General features: G+C 44.5%; 17 protein-coding genes and 1 tRNA gene. 8 read left to right on the top strand and 10 right to left on the bottom strand.

Annotated features, from left to right (window positions below; genetic code table 11):
- Positions 1 to 6: 6 nt before the first annotated feature.
- Both ACTIE6_RS24075 and ACTIE6_RS24070 read right to left on the bottom strand, forming a co-directional pair.
- Positions 7 to 612: a hypothetical protein gene (locus ACTIE6_RS24075; RefSeq protein ID WP_439559051.1), complete on the bottom strand. Its 606-nt coding sequence runs from the start codon at positions 610 to 612 to the stop codon at positions 7 to 9.
- Positions 613 to 770: 158 nt separating this feature from the next.
- On the bottom strand, positions 771 to 1616 hold the full coding sequence (locus tag ACTIE6_RS24070; RefSeq protein WP_439559050.1) for a methylated-DNA--[protein]-cysteine S-methyltransferase: 846 nt from the start codon (positions 1614 to 1616) through the stop codon (positions 771 to 773).
- 92 nt (positions 1617 to 1708) lie between these two features.
- Between ACTIE6_RS24070 and ACTIE6_RS24065 the strand changes: the two genes are divergently transcribed.
- Positions 1709 to 2020, top strand: coding sequence for a hypothetical protein (locus ACTIE6_RS24065; RefSeq protein WP_439559049.1), 312 nt, complete (start codon positions 1709 to 1711; stop codon positions 2018 to 2020).
- Positions 2021 to 2243: 223 nt separating this feature from the next.
- Here the strand turns inward: ACTIE6_RS24065 and ACTIE6_RS24060 are convergent, their stop codons facing one another.
- Positions 2244 to 3227: a Gfo/Idh/MocA family protein gene (locus ACTIE6_RS24060; protein WP_439559048.1), complete on the bottom strand. Its 984-nt coding sequence runs from the start codon at positions 3225 to 3227 to the stop codon at positions 2244 to 2246.
- A gap of 83 nt (positions 3228 to 3310) precedes the next feature.
- On the opposite strand from ACTIE6_RS24060, the gene ACTIE6_RS24055 reads away from it, so the two are divergent.
- The 4 genes from ACTIE6_RS24055 to ACTIE6_RS24040 all read left to right on the top strand — a co-directional run bounded on the left by ACTIE6_RS24055 (position 3311) and on the right by ACTIE6_RS24040 (position 6101).
- Positions 3311 to 3538, top strand: a complete 228-nt coding sequence (locus ACTIE6_RS24055) for a VF530 family DNA-binding protein (protein ID WP_056288841.1) — start codon at positions 3311 to 3313, stop codon at positions 3536 to 3538.
- Between the two features lie 50 nt (positions 3539 to 3588).
- Positions 3589 to 4473 carry a DnaJ C-terminal domain-containing protein gene (locus ACTIE6_RS24050; protein ID WP_439559047.1) on the top strand — a complete coding sequence of 295 codons (885 nt, stop codon included), beginning with the start codon at positions 3589 to 3591 and terminating at the stop codon, positions 4471 to 4473.
- Between the two features lie 11 nt (positions 4474 to 4484).
- Entirely contained in the window at positions 4485 to 4784 is a 300-nt protein-coding gene (locus tag ACTIE6_RS24045; RefSeq protein ID WP_439559046.1) for a chaperone modulator CbpM, read from the top strand.
- Between the two features lie 78 nt (positions 4785 to 4862).
- On the top strand, positions 4863 to 6101 hold the full coding sequence (locus ACTIE6_RS24040) for a DEAD/DEAH box helicase (RefSeq protein ID WP_439559045.1): 1239 nt from the start codon (positions 4863 to 4865) through the stop codon (positions 6099 to 6101).
- Between the two features lie 64 nt (positions 6102 to 6165).
- On the opposite strand, the gene ACTIE6_RS24035 is transcribed toward ACTIE6_RS24040, so the two are convergent.
- Both ACTIE6_RS24035 and ACTIE6_RS24030 read right to left on the bottom strand, forming a co-directional pair.
- Positions 6166 to 6630 (bottom strand): CHRD domain-containing protein, encoded by a 465-nt coding sequence (locus tag ACTIE6_RS24035; RefSeq protein ID WP_439559044.1) that lies wholly within the window; start codon positions 6628 to 6630, stop codon positions 6166 to 6168.
- A gap of 75 nt (positions 6631 to 6705) precedes the next feature.
- Positions 6706 to 7440: a hypothetical protein gene (locus ACTIE6_RS24030; RefSeq protein WP_439559043.1), complete on the bottom strand. Its 735-nt coding sequence runs from the start codon at positions 7438 to 7440 to the stop codon at positions 6706 to 6708.
- Between the two features lie 81 nt (positions 7441 to 7521).
- Between ACTIE6_RS24030 and ACTIE6_RS24025 the strand changes: the two genes are divergently transcribed.
- Together ACTIE6_RS24025 and ACTIE6_RS24020 are read left to right on the top strand one after the other, a co-directional pair.
- Positions 7522 to 7594, top strand: a tRNA-Lys gene (locus ACTIE6_RS24025).
- Between the two features lie 255 nt (positions 7595 to 7849).
- Positions 7850 to 9091, top strand: coding sequence for a site-specific integrase (locus ACTIE6_RS24020; protein ID WP_439559042.1), 1242 nt, complete (start codon positions 7850 to 7852; stop codon positions 9089 to 9091).
- A gap of 80 nt (positions 9092 to 9171) precedes the next feature.
- Here ACTIE6_RS24020 and ACTIE6_RS24015 read toward each other — a convergent pair whose 3' ends face one another.
- Together ACTIE6_RS24015 and ACTIE6_RS24010 are read right to left on the bottom strand one after the other, a co-directional pair.
- A complete protein-coding gene (locus ACTIE6_RS24015; protein WP_439559041.1) occupies positions 9172 to 12213 on the bottom strand; it encodes an ABC-three component system middle component 1 in 3042 nt (1013 codons plus the stop codon).
- 2 nt (positions 12214 to 12215) lie between these two features.
- The gene (locus ACTIE6_RS24010) at positions 12216 to 13988 is read right to left on the bottom strand and encodes a hypothetical protein (protein WP_439559040.1); all 1773 of its coding nucleotides are present in this window, start codon (positions 13986 to 13988) and stop codon (positions 12216 to 12218) included.
- Between the two features lie 473 nt (positions 13989 to 14461).
- Here ACTIE6_RS24010 and ACTIE6_RS24005 point away from each other — a divergent pair, with 473 nt between their 5' ends.
- Positions 14462 to 15514 (top strand): DUF932 domain-containing protein, encoded by a 1053-nt coding sequence (locus ACTIE6_RS24005; RefSeq protein ID WP_439559039.1) that lies wholly within the window; start codon positions 14462 to 14464, stop codon positions 15512 to 15514.
- Between the two features lie 113 nt (positions 15515 to 15627).
- Here ACTIE6_RS24005 and ACTIE6_RS24000 read toward each other — a convergent pair whose 3' ends face one another.
- From ACTIE6_RS24000 to ACTIE6_RS23990, 3 genes are all read right to left on the bottom strand, one after another.
- A complete protein-coding gene (locus ACTIE6_RS24000) occupies positions 15628 to 15879 on the bottom strand; it encodes a hypothetical protein (RefSeq protein WP_439559038.1) in 252 nt (83 codons plus the stop codon).
- A 373-nt stretch (positions 15880 to 16252) separates the two neighbouring features.
- Positions 16253 to 16528, bottom strand: a complete 276-nt coding sequence (locus ACTIE6_RS23995; protein ID WP_439559037.1) for a helix-turn-helix domain-containing protein — start codon at positions 16526 to 16528, stop codon at positions 16253 to 16255.
- 23 nt (positions 16529 to 16551) lie between these two features.
- The gene (locus tag ACTIE6_RS23990) at positions 16552 to 16842 is read right to left on the bottom strand and encodes a hypothetical protein (protein WP_439559036.1); all 291 of its coding nucleotides are present in this window, start codon (positions 16840 to 16842) and stop codon (positions 16552 to 16554) included.
- Between the last annotated feature and the right edge of the window lie 80 nt (positions 16843 to 16922).

Genomic DNA, 16922 nt, shown 5'->3' with positions numbered 1-16922 from the left:
GATTAATTATTTTCCTCCCAATCCAAAAATGATACCCACGTTAACTCCGCCAAATTGCGAGGTAGATTCAAAGTCGATGTTGTCTACATTGCCTGTTGTTGAGCGCAGGTTTTTGTTTCCGAATACGAAGTGATAAATACCTTCCACCTGGATACCCAGGTTACCGAATGCGAATACCAGACCGGCACGCGGTGCAGCACCGAAGTTGCTGTGTTTCGAAGACTCCACGATTGTGTTACCGTTGAATTTGGCATCGTACTTAGAGAAGTAAACACCCGCGTCACCACCGATATAAGGTCTGATCACACCTTCTGCGAAGAAGTAATCAAGTGTACCGGTTACCGGCATTAATGTACCTGTGCTGCTTAATGTTTGTCCTGCAATGGTGTAGTCGCTTCCGTCAGCATAGATTTTTCCTGCTACACCTAAGGCAAATTTGGGAGAAGTGAAAACGCGTAAGTTCACGCCTCCACCTGCTACTGTCTTGGAATCTTCCACGTCGGATTTGGCAATACCGCCTTGTAGTCCAAGTGAGAACTGCGCGTAGCTGGCGGTGCTTAATGCAACCATGAATGCCACAAATGCAAGGTAACGAGTTAGTGTCTTTTTCATGTCTGATGATGTGAATTGGTTGATAGCTACATTGCATCCAATATCAAACCATCATGAAATAGTTGAATTGTTTATCAATTTTTTCAGCTGTTAGTCAGCGTCTTGTGTATTTATCCGCATTCTATTGTGCTATTTAATAGCTTGAAAAATTGTGCAAATTATTCCTCAAAATGTCGGGCAGCCTCCCAACCGATCAGCGCCTTTTTGCGCAGACTGCCCCAGCGATATTCACCCAGAATACCTTCTTTCCTGATCACGCGGTGGCAGGGAATGAGGTAGGCAATGGGGTTGTCGCCGACCGCAGTGCCTACTGCTCTCACTGCATTCGGATTTCCGATGCTTTGGGCGATATGCTGGTAGGTAGTCAGTGCGCCTTGCGGGATAGTCAGTAACGCTTCCCATACTTTCAGCTGAAAATTGGTACCCTGCACAAGAAGCGGCAATTTGTCAGGCGACTTTTGTCCGGATTGGAATATGCGTTGAATGTACTCAGCGGTAATGTGCTGGTCAGCACGGATGTTGGCGTAATGCCACTTTTTCGCCAGACGAATAAGCTGGTCTTCCTTATCATTTTCATCTGTAAACGCCATCGCGCAGATACCCCGCTCGGTCACGGCAATGAAGCAGGTACCAAATGGCGTTTCGTGAATGCCGTAGCTGATATCAAGCCCCTTTCCCGAAGTCCGGAATTCCTGGGGTGTTACGGCTTCAATGGAAATGAAATGATCGTAAACGCGGCTCTGGCTCGACAAGCCTGCTGCTTCGGCAAGTTCCGTGAGGTTGGCGGTTTCGCGGATTTTTTCTTTGAGGTAGCCCGCGGTAATGTATTGTAAAAACTTCTTGGGACTCACGCCCGCCCATTCCGAAAAGACCCGTTGAAAATGAAATTGACTGATACTTACTTCTTCCGCGACATCAAAAAGCGAGGGCTGTTCCCTGGCATTGGCGACGATGAATTCGATCGCTTTCGCTATTTTATCGTAATGATAAGTTTGCTGTTCCATTTGGATGAATGATTTTGATATACAAATCTCGTGTGTATTTTTAGCCTGTTCAACCTGAAACTTGCTCATTTCCTCACCAAACTCATTTACCGATGCTTTCAATTAAATGCTTCAAAATCACACTGCTACTTTCGTTTGTTTGTTGTTTCAGTGCTTTCAGCCAGGATTTTAAATCAGACCTGAAAAAGCTGAATGCGCAGATCGAAAGTGACTACAAGAGCAAAAAGCTGACTGAAAACGAATACCGGAAACTAAAAGAAGAACAGGGTATCATCCAGATGACCATTGAGAAATCCAACGCAGACGGGTATATGTCGCCGGATGAAAAGAACAAGATCCATTCAAAGATTATCCGCTCCAAGAAGCGGCTTGCCAAGTATAAGAATAACCGGGAAGTATATTAAAGTAAAAGAGCTCCGTCTGGAGCTCTTTGTTATCAGGTCAGTAATCTTTCTTACTGGCCTTTTTTGCCTGTTTCTCTGCACGTTTCTCTTTCAGTGACTTCTCAGGCTCCTTCTTGGTGCTGCCCTTATCGAGATTTTTTCCTTTTGCCATGACTTTTGAATTGAGTTAGAGTTTTACAAATAACAGAAATAGTACCAGATTTTGTATCTCCCAAAATCGAATTTATTGCTCCTGCGTGATCCAGTCCATGATCCTGTTTGCACGCACGCCCGTTTGTCCGGTACTCGGGCTTTTGCCTTTTCCGCACAAATCCCGAACGATCAGGTCTATAAGTGGCTGCTGTACGTGCTGGGGGTAGGGGATATTCAGTTGCTCAGTACGCGCGCCGGTTTCAACAATAATGTCGAATTTTTCAAAAAATGAAAAGGTAATGCGTCCCTTCGAGCCTACAATCTGTGCTTTATCCTCACGCTGCGCTTTATCGATGGTGTAACACCAGCTTCCTTTGCCGAGTATACCTGATTCAAATTCAAAGTTGGCGACCACAATATCGTCTGCCTGGTACAAACCCGCCTGGTTCCTGGCAAATCCCCGGGCTGATTTGATCGGACCCAATGCGAATTCCAGGAAGTCAAACTGGTGGGAAGCAAGGTCGTGAAAATGGCCGCCGCCGGAAACAGCAGGATCTACCCGCCAGCGCGGCTTTGCATGCGCCCCGGTTTCTTCTTCGTAAGGCTGCCATTGCAGGCAAATGTCGATGTACCTTATCTCTCCGATCACTTTCTTGTCGATCAACTCTTTCACTTTCAGGAAGTAATCCAGCGCGCGTCGGTAGTAGGCCACGTAAACAGGTACGCCGGTTCTTTCGCTTTCTGCATTGATCCGGTCGCATTCAGCTGCATTTCGTCCCATTGGTTTTTCAATGTAAACGGGCTTTCCTGCCTGCATTGCTCTAAATGCAAGGGCCTCGTGCGCGTCGGGCGGCGTGGCAATGTACACGGCATTCACTTCGGGATCGTTAATCAGCTCGTCGGCATCGGCATACCATTTAGGTACATTGTGCCTGGAAGCGTAATCGGCGGCGAGCTCCGCATTTCTCCGCATAACGGCTACCAGCTTCGAATTTGGTACTTTATTGAAAGCGGGACCGCTTTTCACTTCGGTCACGTTGCCGCAGCCGATAATTCCCCAGTTAACTTGATCCATCAGCATAAAAGATTTGAACTAAACTATTCGCTTAATAATTATTCAGGAGGCTAAATCTACTTTTTAAAACTGTTTCAATAATCATGGAAACGCAAAGTCAACCCAATAACCCGCTGCACGGAAAAACGCTGGAAACAATCCTGAATGAGCTTGTGGACTATTATGGGTGGGAACAAATGGGCTATCGCATCAATATCAACAGCTTCAATCACGAGCCGAGCGTGAAATCGAGTCTGAAATTTTTGAGGAAAACGCCGTGGGCAAGAAAGAAAGTGGAAGATTTGTACATTGAAATGCTGGAAAGAAGATAAATTCAGCTTACACATACTTTAACATCAAAGAACACCTAAGTGCATTGGTTATGCCATTTATAGATTATTATCAGATTTTGGGAGTTGACAAGACTGCCGACGACAAAGCGATCAAGAATGCTTACCGTAAGCTTGCACGAAAATACCATCCCGACCTCAATCCGAATGATAAGGAGGCTGAGAAGAAGTTTCAGCAGCTGAACGAAGCAAACGAAGTACTCAGCGATCCTGAGAAGCGTAAGAAGTATGATCAGTATGGTGAAAACTGGCAGCATAGCGAGGAGTTTGAACGTGCGCGCCAGTCGAGATCAGCCCGAAGTAGCCAGCAGGAGCAATGGTACGGCGGCGGAGGCGGCGATCAGTTTTCGGATTTTTTTGAGTCCATGTTCGGCTCAGGCAGCGGCTTTGGCGGCGGCCGGCAAGCACGGTTCCGCGGGCAGGATTATCAGGCCGAGGTAACCCTGACTTTGCAGCAGGCGTACGAAACGCACAAGCGAACATTGACCGTTAATGGGAGAAATATCAGGATTACCATTCCGGCTGGTATCGAAAACGGGCAGACGATCAAGATTGCAGGTCACGGCGGTCCCGGCAGCAATGGCGGGCCCTCGGGCGATTTGTTTATCACTTTCCAGATTTTGAATGATGAAAAGATTCGCAGATCAGGAAAAGACCTGCATATCAAAGCGGATCTGGACCTGTATACTGCCGTGCTCGGCGGAGAGCTGATCCTTGAAACGCTGAGCGGAAAAGTGAAGCTGCCTGTGAAACCTGAGACGCAGAATGGGAGTGTTGTCCGGCTGAAAGGAAAAGGCTTTCCAGTTTATAAGAAGGAAGGCGAGTTTGGAGATTTGTACGTGACTTTCGATGTGAAAATACCAACCAACCTGACCGAGCGCCAGCGTGAGTTGTTTTTGGAACTATTTAAATCCTAAATCCAAATGTGATGGAAAACGATCAATTGATAGCTGTTGACACTTTCTGTACCTATTATGAAGTGGAATACGCATTTGTAGAGTCGCTCAGGAACAGTGATCTGATCGAGCTGGTGGAGATAAACAGCAGCCGGTTTTTACACATTCCGCAGTTGCAGCGTATAGAACGTTTGATCCGACTGCACCGCGATCTGGATATCAATGTCGCGGGGATTGAGGCAGTGGATAGTCTGCTCGCCAGAGTGGATTACATGCACAAGGAAATCCTGTCGCTTAAAAACAGGCTGCGCTTCTACGAGCAGGACCTTTGACGATAATTATTTCTTTTAAGCTACTTTTGAATGTATTTGCATCGCGGGGCGCATTGTGCCCCGCTTTTATTCTTTTCTATGAAATTTGACGATTACCCTATCTCGCCCGAGATCAAGCAAAACCTGGAAGCCGCCGGGTTCAAACGTCCCACAGACATTCAGTTCAAGGCTATTCCCGCAATTCTGAAAGGCGAAGATGTACTGGCTATTGCGCAGACCGGCACTGGAAAAACGGCTGCTTTTGCGATTCCCGTGATTGATTTGCTGGCGAGACAAAAATCCTCCGTTCGTTCGGAAGGTATCAAATGCGTGGTCATGGTACCGACGCGCGAGCTGGCTATTCAGATCACGGAGGTTTTTGCCAAAATTGCGAAGTACACGAAAGTGAAGGTTTTCAGTGTTTTCGGAGGGGTTGAGCAGGGGCCGCAGATTGCGCAGCTGGAAAAAGGTATTGATATACTGGTTTCAACGCCGGGTAGGATGTTTGATCTGGCGAGTCAGGGCCACATCAAATTAAACAGGGTAGAGTTTCTTATTTTGGATGAAGCCGATCACATGCTGGATCTTGGTTTTATCAAAGACATACAGGATCTGATCAAGTTACTCCCGAAGAAGCGGCAGACACTTTTCTTTTCGGCTACTATTAACGAGACAATTAAGAAACTGGCTTACTCGCTGGTACGCAACGCGATCAGGATCCAGATCTCGCCTAAAAACCCCGTCGCGAAGAATATCAGCCATTCCGTGGCATTTGTGGAAATGGACGATAAACGCTTTTTTCTGGAAAGAACGATCAAGAATAATATCGACAGTAAGATCCTGGTGTTTGTACGTACCAAAGTGCGTGCGGAAAGAGTGCATGCTGCATTAGAGAGAATGGATGTGAAGAGTATAACCATTCACGGCGACAAGGAGCAGGCAGACCGGTTGAAGGCTATGAACCAGTTTAAATCCGGCGAGACCAAAGTGATGATAGCTACGGACGTCAGTGCGCGTGGTATTGACATTCCGAATGTGGATTATGTGATCAACTATGACCTGCCGGAGCAGCCGGAAAACTATGTCCACAGGGTAGGACGGACCGGCCGCGGCACGCAAAAGGGGCTTGCAGTATCATTTTGCAGTCCGGAAGAAAAGCCTATCCTCGATCAGATCCAGGAGTACCTCGACAAGCCGATCGACGTTTTAAAGATCAGTAATGAAGATTATTCAGCGACCGTAGATCTGACGTCAGATCAGGACAATGACCTGAAAGCTTTGATGAAGGAAGTGGAAGATTTTCACGGACATAAGAAAAAGAAGAAGAAAAATAAGTAGTCCAGAAAGCAAGAAAGGCCGGTGCATGTAGCGCCGGCCTTTCTTGCTGAAGAGCAATGAAATACTATTCTTCGAATTTATCTGCCATAATCTGGCCGCGGATTTCTCCGTAAATGTTTTCAGCAGTCGGGATGTTTACATACATCATACCTACGATCAATGCAGTTTGCTGTTCGATGTTCAGCTTAACTGATCCCTGAACCTGATTTCCGGTCGGGTTTTGTGCGAGGGTAAAAACAATTGGACCCGCTTCGTAAGCCGGGTTGGCCATGTTAATGCTCACTGATGTTGGTGTGATGTTCTGGTAAGTGATGTTGTATTTAAGGTCTCTCGTGGTTTTGTTGTATTCGAAAACCCCTGTTCCTTGTGCAGAGGAAGTAGCTTTCGGAACAGTCGGTGTACTATTTATGACAGCCGAGAATTTTACGATGTCATCCTTGTGAGGACCTTCCTCTTTGCAGGAAGACACAAAACCCAACATTAAAACCCCTGCGATCAATAGTAAAAAACGTTTCATTGGCTTTTTCATACAATTTAATTTAAAATTTAAACGCTTAAATATACATACAAACTGATACGCTGCAAAAATGATACCATTTGCCGGTCAGATATTCCAAAGATCGGTTTTTCTGATGTAAACGATCCTGTTATTCCAGATTACCCGGTTCCAGTGATCGACTGAGCCGAGGATTGTCAGCTTGTGACCCTTGCCAACCCGCTCAATCACAGGCGCGGCAGAAGAAGGTTCATCTCTCAGAAATGTATTTTCGTTAATAACAATGCAGGTTTGATAAAGGGACGGAATATTGAGGATACCCAGCAAAATGAGCAGATAAACTATAATAGAAATTTTATGTATTTGTAGAATTGGTTCCCGCCTCCGCGTCTTGGTCACCATAATCACGACGATGTAAATGCCCAGCGTCAGCAGAAAAAGGGGTACATAGTCGCCGTACCTGCGATAAAAAATGATGAAGTAGTTGTAATCATCAAATTCATATCCGGCGAGATTCTGTTCTTCTGCCAGTTTATCCATTTTCTCAAACAATCGTCGGGACGGATTGGCCAGGGCCAGTTTGCTGAGGTAATAAAGGCAATCTGTGTAGTTATTGGTCTTTTCAGCAAGGAAAGCGAGCTTTAAGAGTAGGCTTTGGTTATTTTTTTCTTCCGGATTGAAATTTTTTCGGTAGAGTACCAGGGACTCAGGATACCTCCCCATAGCGAACAGAGAATCAGCCGTTTTTAGCTCTTTTTGATTCGCACAAATGGCCGGCCCGGAACTAAAAACAGCACATATCAGGATCACCGGGAGCAGGTATTTATTGTACAGGGCTTGCATTATACTTTTTAGAATTCTACTTTTGCATCGCAATTACGGAAAAGGCCACGGCTAATCCAAAGTTGCAAATCGAGTAAAATCGATTCCGTAGCTCAGCTGGTAGAGCAATACACTTTTAATGTATGGGTCCTGGGTTCGAATCCCAGCGGGATCACTTGAAGAAGTAACAAAAAGCATCAAAAGCCTGCAAATCAAACGATTGCAGGCTTTTTTGTTTGCTCCTACTATATCAAAACGTTCAAATATTCTCAAAGTTTTGGTGAGTAATTCGGTGAGTCAATCAGCCTGCAAAGTTTACTCACCAGAAATTACGTAACGGATTGAAAATCAAGGTGTCCACGCGATGGACATCTTGCGCTGACTGGCTTGCAAGACTACATTTGTTTAACCTTTAAACCAGAGAATGGTTATGAAAACAAAGCTGAGTCTGCTTTTCTATTTGAAGAAGCCGAGAAATTATCAAACCGGGCCTATGCCCATCTACCTAAGGATTACGGTTGAGAGTAAGAGGTCGGAACTTGCGACGGGACGTGAGTGCGACCCTAAGACCTGGAATACAGGGGCAGGTCGGGTGTTAGGTACCAAGGAGGCCGTGAAATCACTCAACGCTTATTTGGGCAACCTCGAACAACAATTCCTGGACGCACATGCTTCCTTAATTCGCCAGGGCGAGCTTGCAACTGCCGAAAGCATTAAAAACAAATTCTTGGGAATCGGCCCAAAACAGCGGATGTTGATGGCGGTGATTGTAGAGCACAATCGGCGGATGCACTCGCTAGTCGGGCAAGAATATGCTATCGGAACGTTCAAAAGGTACGAGGTTTTGAGACGCCACACCGAAAGCTTTCTGAAAGCAAATTTCAATACAACCGACTTCGATATTAGCCGCATTGATTTTGCCTTCATCGCCGACTACGAGTTTCATCTCCGTTCTGTCCGCAAGATGGGCAACAATGCCGTCGTGAAGCACATGAAGATGTTCCGCAAGATCGTCAACATCTGTTTAGGCAATGGCTGGATGAATCTTGATCCATATCTAAACTTCAAGGGTAAGTTCAAAAAAGTTGATAAGGCAATTCTCACGAAAGAAGAACTTGGGCTACTTTCAGAGAAGGAGTTCGCGAGTGATCGGCTTACCCAGGTTCGGGATACTTTTCTTTTCTGTTGTTACACCGGCTTGGCCTACTCAGATATTCAGAGCCTCGAGAGAAGCGATATCGCGAGAGGAATTGATGGCGATCAATGGATTTTCACGCAGCGCATCAAGACTAACGTTAAGTCGCACATCCCGCTTCTTCCCGAAGCGCTGGCGATAATCGCGCGATACGAAGATGATCCTATTTGCGAGTCTCGCGGACTTGTTCTTCCGGTACCCAGCAACCAAAAAATGAACGACTATCTCAAAGAGATCGCCGTCGTTTGCGGTATCGACAAGATCCTCACATCGCATGTTGCCAGGCATACTTTTGCAACCACGATCACTTTACAAAATGGCGTTCCGATTGAAAGCGTCTCCAAGATGCTTGGACATACGAACATTCGAACCACGCAGATTTATGCGAAAATTTTGGATTTGAAAGTAAGTGAGGACATGCAAGCCTTAAAAGGTAGATTGCTCTCAGAATCCGCAAGTAGGCCGATTCGAAGCTAGTAGCAAACATAATTTATTCGAGGCCGATATACTGATTTATCTTGGCCTCGAATAGTTGGCGAAATGATCACTTTGCGGCCCTACTCCTCAGTTTCACTCCTTTCGAGTTGAAACCGCTTAAAGTCTTCACCCAAAAAACCAAACTTCTTTTCGAACAGTCCTGCTAGTCTGGTATTTGCAGTTGCGAAGAATATTTGCTTCCCAGACCTAAGCACATGCAGTCGCAGATGATCCAAAAATGATAGCGCGTTTAAGTCGTCAATAAACGACACCGGATCATCAAACATGACAATATTTGGCCCATTGGTCAACTTCCCATTTAGGGATAGAAAAATTGCAAGTGCGAGTGCTGAGCGTTGACCAGTGCTGATCTGTGATACTGAGCGAATCTCTCCTTCGTCTGTCGTAAGCTCAAGCCGGTCGTCAACATATCTAAGGCCTTGAAACTCATTTGGAATGTGAATAGATTTGAAAATATCTAGGATTTCCAGAAAATTCTCATCGAAAAAAGCGCTAACATCGGCGGAAGCCTCTTCGCCGGTCAGGGCTCTAAGAGTAGCGACCGCCTGCTCGTATTTTGGGAGCTCGGGTTCACTTTTTTTAAGAAATTCTGTTGCTGCCGAATATGCCTTTTGTGCAGCAAGATACTCGAATTGAACTTTCTGCTCTTCTCGAAAACTATCAATGTTACTTTGAAGGGAAGTAGATTGATCGCTGAGATCTGTCAAGTTTCTATTCGGGTTTAGTTCAATTAGGACCTGAAGGACTTCGTAAGAACTTTTGATTCTGCTGAAAGCTGCTTCATCTCTATCCCAAATTTGCCGAATGTCTCTCATGACCATGCTGGTTCCCTCAACGCCCAATAATTGTTTAATTTCATTACCTACATTAGTTCGCTCGATCAAAGTGTCTCCAAGCTCCTTCTTACTTTGAGCAATTTCTCGCATGGTTTGTTCAAGCAGTTTCTTGAAAGAGGCGGCCTGACCGAAAGTGAACTGAACTGATTCATTTAGTTGATGCTCACATCCAAGACTGAGCTCGTAATACTCTTTTTCCGATCGCCCCAACTGGTTAGCGTAATTTTTAATTTCCGAAATCTCGGAAAGCTCGTTCTCATTCTTCTTTTCGAGCGCGACAAAATTTGATACCCGCGTAAATGCTTTATTATAATCGGCTTCAACACCTTCTTCTGGAAATGCTGCTGAATAAGCCCTTGCTATATTTCCCTGTTCCATTTGGCTCTTCTGCTTTTCGACTAAAGTACTTTTTAGGTTTTCCAGTTTAGTTTGAAATAAATGCAGTTCGTCATCAGGTTGCCCGCGTCTGCCGGTTTCACGTTCTTGCAAGATCCGGTTAACCAATTCAGTGCGGTCGAATTGAGACTGGCATAGAGGACATGTGACTGAGTTGTGGTCTAATTCTAGAAATTCTTTGCCATGCGCCTTTATCTGCCGAAGTATACCATCGATCTGGCTAAGGGACTTTAAAAAATCATTAATTTTTATGTCGACCTCTTTTATCTCCTTCGTCAACCTCTGTACATCGGCTTCCAACGTTCTAGGGTCGAGGCTTAAAGCCAATTTCTTTTCATCAATCCCTGCAATCAACTCTTTGCAAAACAGAATTTTACTACGTGTTAGATTCGCCTCCCCCTCTCTCGCCTGAAGGCCAGCAAGCTTCATTAATTTTTCGTCTTGGACGTACAGGAAACAGCGATCTAGAAAGTCATAGAGCGTATTGAGGCGCTTTTCATCCGCAGTAAGGCGATGATGATTCTCGGTAAGCGTTCGCAGTTCTTTTTCTCTAGCCTCCAATGTTAGCCGTTTTGCAGCACGATTCTCGAGAGAAGCATTAAAGTCCGCCAAGGTCATATGTGTATTAGTGGACGACAAAAGCGTGGTCAGAACCGCCCGTAATTCGTTGTTGCGCTCCTCTATGAGTGCAAGATCTCCCTCAGCCGCAGGAAGTCTAAAAGTTAATCCATTATATAGTTGTAAAATCCCCAGACGTAGTTGACCTAACGTTTTCGGTTCTTTGTAATTCTTAATGATTTTCTCGCTTCGCTGCACCTTCAGTTTTTCTTCTTCAACCTGTTCCCTTAGCTTCTTAAATTCCGGTCTGAGTCTTTCCAAAACCCCCTGGCAGCGTTCCGATATGTAGTGATATTCAGGGCCAAGCACAATACCGAACAGTGCTTCCCGAGCTTCGCGCTCATTACTAGCAATAGAAAAACTGTGTGCGGCATCCGCATTAAAAAAATTAAACCTGTTAAATGACGCGTATAATGTATTTGTTCGACTATTAGTTGAATACCAATTCAAGTCCCGCGCTTGGAAAAGTTGGGTGTTAGCGCTGTTGAAGGCTGTAAGGCTGCCTGAATTATTGAACTCTGCCTCAATACACCCCTTGGGCATGGATACAGAAGGATTACGTAAACATTTGCCACAAATCATGGCTTCAATTGCTTCAAAAAGTGATGTTTTTCCGACGCCATTAATTCCTCGGAAAAGGTTCACTCTTGCAAATTGGTATTTTCGAACTTTTGGAAAGCGCCGATAGCCTTTACCCAAGACTAATCGGTTGATAAATAGTATTTTGTCAGCATCAGTTTTGGGGCGAGATTTCGTTCCTTCCTGTTTATCCTTCACATCATTTGCTTTGAAGTCAGCGATGACATCCACGTAGGTCCGAGTTGAGTAGACATCTTCAAGACCAACTACATCAAGGCGACGTTTCCAATCTGCCACGATGTTAGGGCGAATGGAGGCATCACTCTTCTCTAAGGTGAAGAAGTCTTCGAATTCGCTTTCATTGACTACGTACTTCCGAGCGTACTTGTCATTTTTTTCAATTTGTTGCTTTGCTGATTCCTCGAGCTGATCATTTAGCATGAACAAGTAATAATTCCATTGCAGGTTACCTGGATTCGAGTAAAATTCATTTGCAAGCAGGCTCTCTTGATACGCTTCAAAATCATCCAGAAGCTGATTGTTTAAATCAAAATAGTATACTCCTGCCACCTTATCGGCAAGATTTAAAGTACCTCTGAAAATGTTACCCTTAACTTCACTTAGACCAGTAATATACTGGCCAGCAAGCGCTAATATATTTCTTGTATTCATGTTCAACTCAGAAATGATGATAAACCTCTTTCCTCTACAACTACGATGCGGCCAGCATCAACGTCTGCAATGACTAATGGAACAAGACCAAGCTTGTAAAAAACCACGACCCTCCGACGATTCATACTATCTTCTTCAAACATTGATTGCAAAAACTCATAGGTTTGTATGGCATGTTGCGTCGTCGTCATTCCCAAATAACATACGGTCGCTTTTATCATTTGGCCTTCTTCATTCATTAAGTTGTAACGATAACGTTCTTTATGAATAAGTTTGTGATGATCATCATCGACATCCTGTCCATATCCTAGAAAGACCGGCTGAGCTTTCAAATCGGCGATGCTGCTGGGATATTGAGCCTTATCTGGCAGTATCTCTCCATCAAGGGTATTTACGGCAACCATGTATGATTTTAGTTGATCTCGGCTTTCGTCACTAGTGTCCTCGACAAAAGTGACCCTCTTACTATTTTCCGTCGATTCAGGCAGGCGGATTGAAAACAGTTGATCAAGATTTGACCAACTCTCATTTGGTCGAGATAGGAATTTGCCGGCGGAGAGGCATACCAAGCGTTCTTTCTCGAGCACGCAATTATCGGCAGAATTAAGAAAAGCATTTCGGCACCCCAGGTCCAAAAGCACCTGTCGGTGATCGTCTGATATTGAGGCCTCTGATACGAAAGTGTTACTTGCCCGTAAAACAAATGTCTCCATTATTTCCGGACCATTCCTCATTCGCTGTGCTAAAACTCCCTCTGTAATATTTACGGAAAGGTTTTCAATCAGGAATGCATGAGCCTTGCTGGTAAGGACATATGCATGTTTATCCCTTCCAAAATAAAAATAGTACAAGCCAAGTTTATGATTTTTGCGAATCCGCCCTAAGTCTCCAAATCTCACTTGATTGGAGTTTAGGTAGATACCGCTCCTCGATGTTCCTCCACGAAGAAGTGCATCCTGACCGATCTTGGAAGACGAGTTCCAGTTAAGGCTAATAAGCTCCTTTCGCTCCTGATTAAACAAGAACTTTCTAAAAGCAACAAATTCGCTATATAATGGATCTGGATTAATCTGCGGGTTCAGAATCAGAAATGGGCGATCGTTCCACCCCAGTTGAGTAAGTTGTGCGGCGCCCATTGCTGCTGGAAAGTTCATGGCTTCCGAACATATTAATGTTAACAGGTTTACAGAATCTACATTGTTACGTAAGACATAAACCACTTCACCTCCAATCAAATGATTTCTTTCCAGCTCTCCGCCACCCCAAACGCCCATATGTTTGGTTTTGAATTGAACGAGCGTAACCAACATACGATTATCCCCAAAACTTGCCTGGAACATATACACTAGTGGGTTCAAGAATGTCAATTCCTCTCGCAGCCTTGTTGCATCAAAGTGAAAAATCTTGTCATCAGTAGCATATTGGGAATGAAATGCACGTAATTCTTCCTTGGTAATGGATTCTGCTCCTAGTGCCCAAAGTTTACCTTGAACAGGCCAAAGACTTCTATCCTCCATAATCTCGCGAATATTTGTCCAAGGACAAGAATATTCGGGAGTCATTACAAGATCTGCGGATGTTTCGCGAGCAAGATTTAGAAACGCGCGGAATTGCGGAGTACAATCCGTCAGGTTTCCAAGTTTCGACCCATCCGAGAAAGCCAATACGCCCTCATGTTGATACAAAAGCACTCGATAGCGTTCGGTACCGCGGGAAAGTGCACGAAGGTTTATTGAAATGCCGGGGAGAATCTCGTCAATAAAAAAGAAGTTCATTGAAATAATGAATACTAAATTTCATAATGAGGGAAAAATACGCTTGAACGCAGGCGTTGTAGATGTGCGCTATAAATGCTGGCTATTTACACAACTTCATCGACTTTTTGTTACCGATAAGTAAGTACCTAAATGACAATAGCTGAACAATCAAAACTCGGAAACGACTTTTTCAAAGCAATGTTTGACAAACAAAACTCGGCAAAAGCGCAGCTAAATAAGTGGCCCCAATCTTCAAGACTGTTCATAAGGTCGCCAAAAGCTTACGGCATAATGGCGGCCTTTCTTATTACTGGTGGATGAAAGAAAGTTGGCCGCCAGCCTGCGGCACTTATTCCGTTTCCTTTTGGCTATTTCTGGGGCCACTGTTAGAAGGGCTTTCTTTTTTCTCGTTTTTTCTTTGTCAAACATTCATTTAAGGGAGCGAGAGGAAGAAGAAAGAAAATTATTTCTAACTTCTAACAGCTACAATCATGGCTCACAACATCAATTTCGACGAAAACACAGGCAAACACAGTTTCTTCTCTGTCAAAGAAAAAGCCTGGCATGGGCTCGGTCAAATAGTAGACCAGTATCCTAATAGCAAAGAAGCTATTTTCCACGCGGGACTTGACTATCAGGTTGAAAAAGCAGAATTGACGGCATTAATCAAAAGTCCATCAAACCAACAAGAAAGCAGTTCCTCTCGTGTTCCCGGATACTTCGCGACCATGAGGACAGATAATAACGCAGTGTTAGGTGTAGTAGGTAAAGACTATCAAATTGTTCAGAATCGGGACGCATTCACATTTTTCGATAGCATCGTCGGGAACGACGGAATCCTTTACGAAACTGCCGGGGCGCTTGGCAGAGGCGAGCGGATCTTTATTACAGCGAAACTACCCGGATACATCCAAGTTGGCAGCGACGATTTGATTGAGAAGTATCTATTCCTCACTACTTCACACGATGGCAGCGGCAGTATTACGGCGGCATTTACGCCTGTCAGAATCGTTTGTGCGAATACCTTGAATGCTGCCATGAAAAACATGACCAACGTCGTCAAGATTAGACACACCAGCAACGCGGTAGAACGGCTGAGAACAGCTCACAAGGTGATGGGTATTGCTAGCAAATTTTCTGAGGAGGTCGGCGGAATTTTCAATGATTGGGTCAAAAAGCCAATTACTGACCCTCAATTAAAAAGGCTGATTGAAATAGCAATGGCTCCTAATCGCGAAGTGCTTGGCAATTTGAGAGATGGCAAGATCAACGCGCTCTCAACGCAATTCACCAACATTGTAGACGATGTCTATGAATATGCGTTGTCAAATCCTACACAACAACTGCCTACGACTATGGGAACTGTTTTCGGGGCATATAACGCAGTGACTGGCTATTTCCAGAACGTACGGAAATTTCAGGATGACGAAGCAAAAGTAAAATCTATCCTTCTCGGTGGTACAGCACAACTGAGGGCGCAAACGACATTTAATCTTTGTGCAGATTTTGCCAAGAATGGAATCTCAACCCTAAATCTGAATTAAGTTGGGGAGCCATGCTCCCCTTTACTTTTCCAAAGCAGGCCGCCCACGATGTGAAGCTTTAATCAGCTCCCCATCGTGGGCGGTTCATTTGTAAGATGTTTGAAAATAAGCGCCTATCGATTATTGAAAAGCTCGACGATCAACAGAAATATTCCCAAAACAATGGCCAAGGCCGAAACAATCATGAGGATTCCCTCGAACGTCGAGATAAAAAGCGCCGACCAGTATGTGCTGTAATGCTGAGCACCTCCGTACCCTCTTCTGTTAAATCTGCGCTGACTTACAAAAAGCCGGAGGCCGATACCAATAGCAATGAGTACTGCCCCATACATCATTACGGACGAAATGCTAAGTGCTAAAATCATGACGCTGACGATTAGTGACGAGAATAACTATTTACCAAAAATACCACCGGCCATCACTCGCCGCAAGATCTGAGACAGGCCATTATAGTATTTTATGATTCGATGAGCCATACTTTGCTTGCCACACCGGGGTGATAGGACGGCAAATACTTTATATATCCTAGATTTTCAAGCTCCTTGAGACATTTGTGATGTGTGGTCTTGCTACGTGCCCTGGACATTTGCATGATCGTTCGACGGGTCACCCGAAATGGACTTGACTGCTTGTTTTTGTCCCATAGGAGAACCAGCGCTAGATATGTGCCAACATGCCACACCTTCACTCGCGCATCACCGAGGATGCGATTTAAGTACTTTGCTACTGGACGCTCCATTATTTTTTTGGTTTAGTAGTTTTGGATTGAAGTAAGGACTGAATGTCTTGGAGGGCATAGTAAAAGGTCCCTCCAATCTTGTTCGGCTTCAACTCTCCATTAATTCTAAGATTCTGCAATGTTCCTGAAGAGATATTGAGCAGCTTCCTGACTTCAGAGCTTTTCAGCCACTTCTTCGGCTCGCTGGCAGAATTTGAAATAAATTGTTTCAAGTCTTCCAACAGATCACGCCGAAGCTTTTGCAAATCTTCCCTCGTAATTAGCTCAACGTTCATATGCTTAAATTCAGACGGTTAACTTAGATCAAAGGCTCCGGCAGAACAATTCGACTCGGTCTGTTCTTATTGAATGACGGCTCGTACATGATGTAGCCAAAATCATTTAACTCACGCATAGCCTTGTAATAGGTTTTACCGCTCGAAATTTTGGCAACCTGCATAAGCTCGAAACTGAACATCGTAAGGCAATTTGTTCCCAGCTTCTGGGTCGCTTGAAGAATGGCGGTAAAGACACTAATATGTGTAACCGTAATCCGCGCATCAGCACTGATATTTTTGAAGAATACTTCAAGATGTTTAGCTATATCCATGACTGTATGTAGTCAAACTAACTGAGACAAGAGCTTAGAGAGTATTTTCGGATTTATAAAGCTATTAATTTTTGGTTTAG

This window comes from Dyadobacter sp. (genome assembly GCF_051859145.1).
GTDB lineage: Bacteria > Bacteroidota > Bacteroidia > Cytophagales > Spirosomataceae > Dyadobacter.
The sequence above is the reverse complement of the archived record's forward strand: the minus strand, read 5'-3'. Positions and strand labels throughout refer to the sequence as shown.

Excerpts from the sequence above, each read along its gene's own strand:
- ACTIE6_RS24070 (WP_439559050.1), bottom strand. The coding sequence starts at position 1,616 with ATGGAACAGCAAACTTATCATTACGATAAAATAGCGAAAGCGATCGAA.
- ACTIE6_RS24000 (WP_439559038.1), bottom strand. The coding sequence starts at position 15,879 with ATGATTTTAGCACTTAGCATTTCGTCCGTAATGATGTATGGGGCAGTA.
- ACTIE6_RS24055 (WP_056288841.1), top strand. The coding sequence starts at position 3,311 with ATGGAAACGCAAAGTCAACCCAATAACCCGCTGCACGGAAAAACGCTG.
- ACTIE6_RS24040 (WP_439559045.1), top strand. The coding sequence starts at position 4,863 with ATGAAATTTGACGATTACCCTATCTCGCCCGAGATCAAGCAAAACCTG.
- ACTIE6_RS24005 (WP_439559039.1), top strand. The coding sequence starts at position 14,462 with ATGGCTCACAACATCAATTTCGACGAAAACACAGGCAAACACAGTTTC.
- ACTIE6_RS24020 (WP_439559042.1), top strand. The coding sequence starts at position 7,850 with ATGAAAACAAAGCTGAGTCTGCTTTTCTATTTGAAGAAGCCGAGAAAT.
- ACTIE6_RS24010 (WP_439559040.1), bottom strand. The coding sequence starts at position 13,988 with ATGAACTTCTTTTTTATTGACGAGATTCTCCCCGGCATTTCAATAAAC.
- ACTIE6_RS23995 (WP_439559037.1), bottom strand. The coding sequence starts at position 16,528 with ATGAACGTTGAGCTAATTACGAGGGAAGATTTGCAAAAGCTTCGGCGT.
- ACTIE6_RS24045 (WP_439559046.1), top strand. The coding sequence starts at position 4,485 with ATGGAAAACGATCAATTGATAGCTGTTGACACTTTCTGTACCTATTAT.
- ACTIE6_RS24050 (WP_439559047.1), top strand. The coding sequence starts at position 3,589 with ATGCCATTTATAGATTATTATCAGATTTTGGGAGTTGACAAGACTGCC.
- ACTIE6_RS24030 (WP_439559043.1), bottom strand. The coding sequence starts at position 7,440 with ATGCAAGCCCTGTACAATAAATACCTGCTCCCGGTGATCCTGATATGT.
- ACTIE6_RS24065 (WP_439559049.1), top strand. The coding sequence starts at position 1,709 with ATGCTTTCAATTAAATGCTTCAAAATCACACTGCTACTTTCGTTTGTT.
- ACTIE6_RS24075 (WP_439559051.1), bottom strand. The coding sequence starts at position 612 with ATGAAAAAGACACTAACTCGTTACCTTGCATTTGTGGCATTCATGGTT.
- ACTIE6_RS24015 (WP_439559041.1), bottom strand. The coding sequence starts at position 12,213 with ATGAATACAAGAAATATATTAGCGCTTGCTGGCCAGTATATTACTGGT.
- ACTIE6_RS24035 (WP_439559044.1), bottom strand. The coding sequence starts at position 6,630 with ATGAAAAAGCCAATGAAACGTTTTTTACTATTGATCGCAGGGGTTTTA.
- ACTIE6_RS24060 (WP_439559048.1), bottom strand. The coding sequence starts at position 3,227 with ATGGATCAAGTTAACTGGGGAATTATCGGCTGCGGCAACGTGACCGAA.
- ACTIE6_RS23990 (WP_439559036.1), bottom strand. The coding sequence starts at position 16,842 with ATGGATATAGCTAAACATCTTGAAGTATTCTTCAAAAATATCAGTGCT.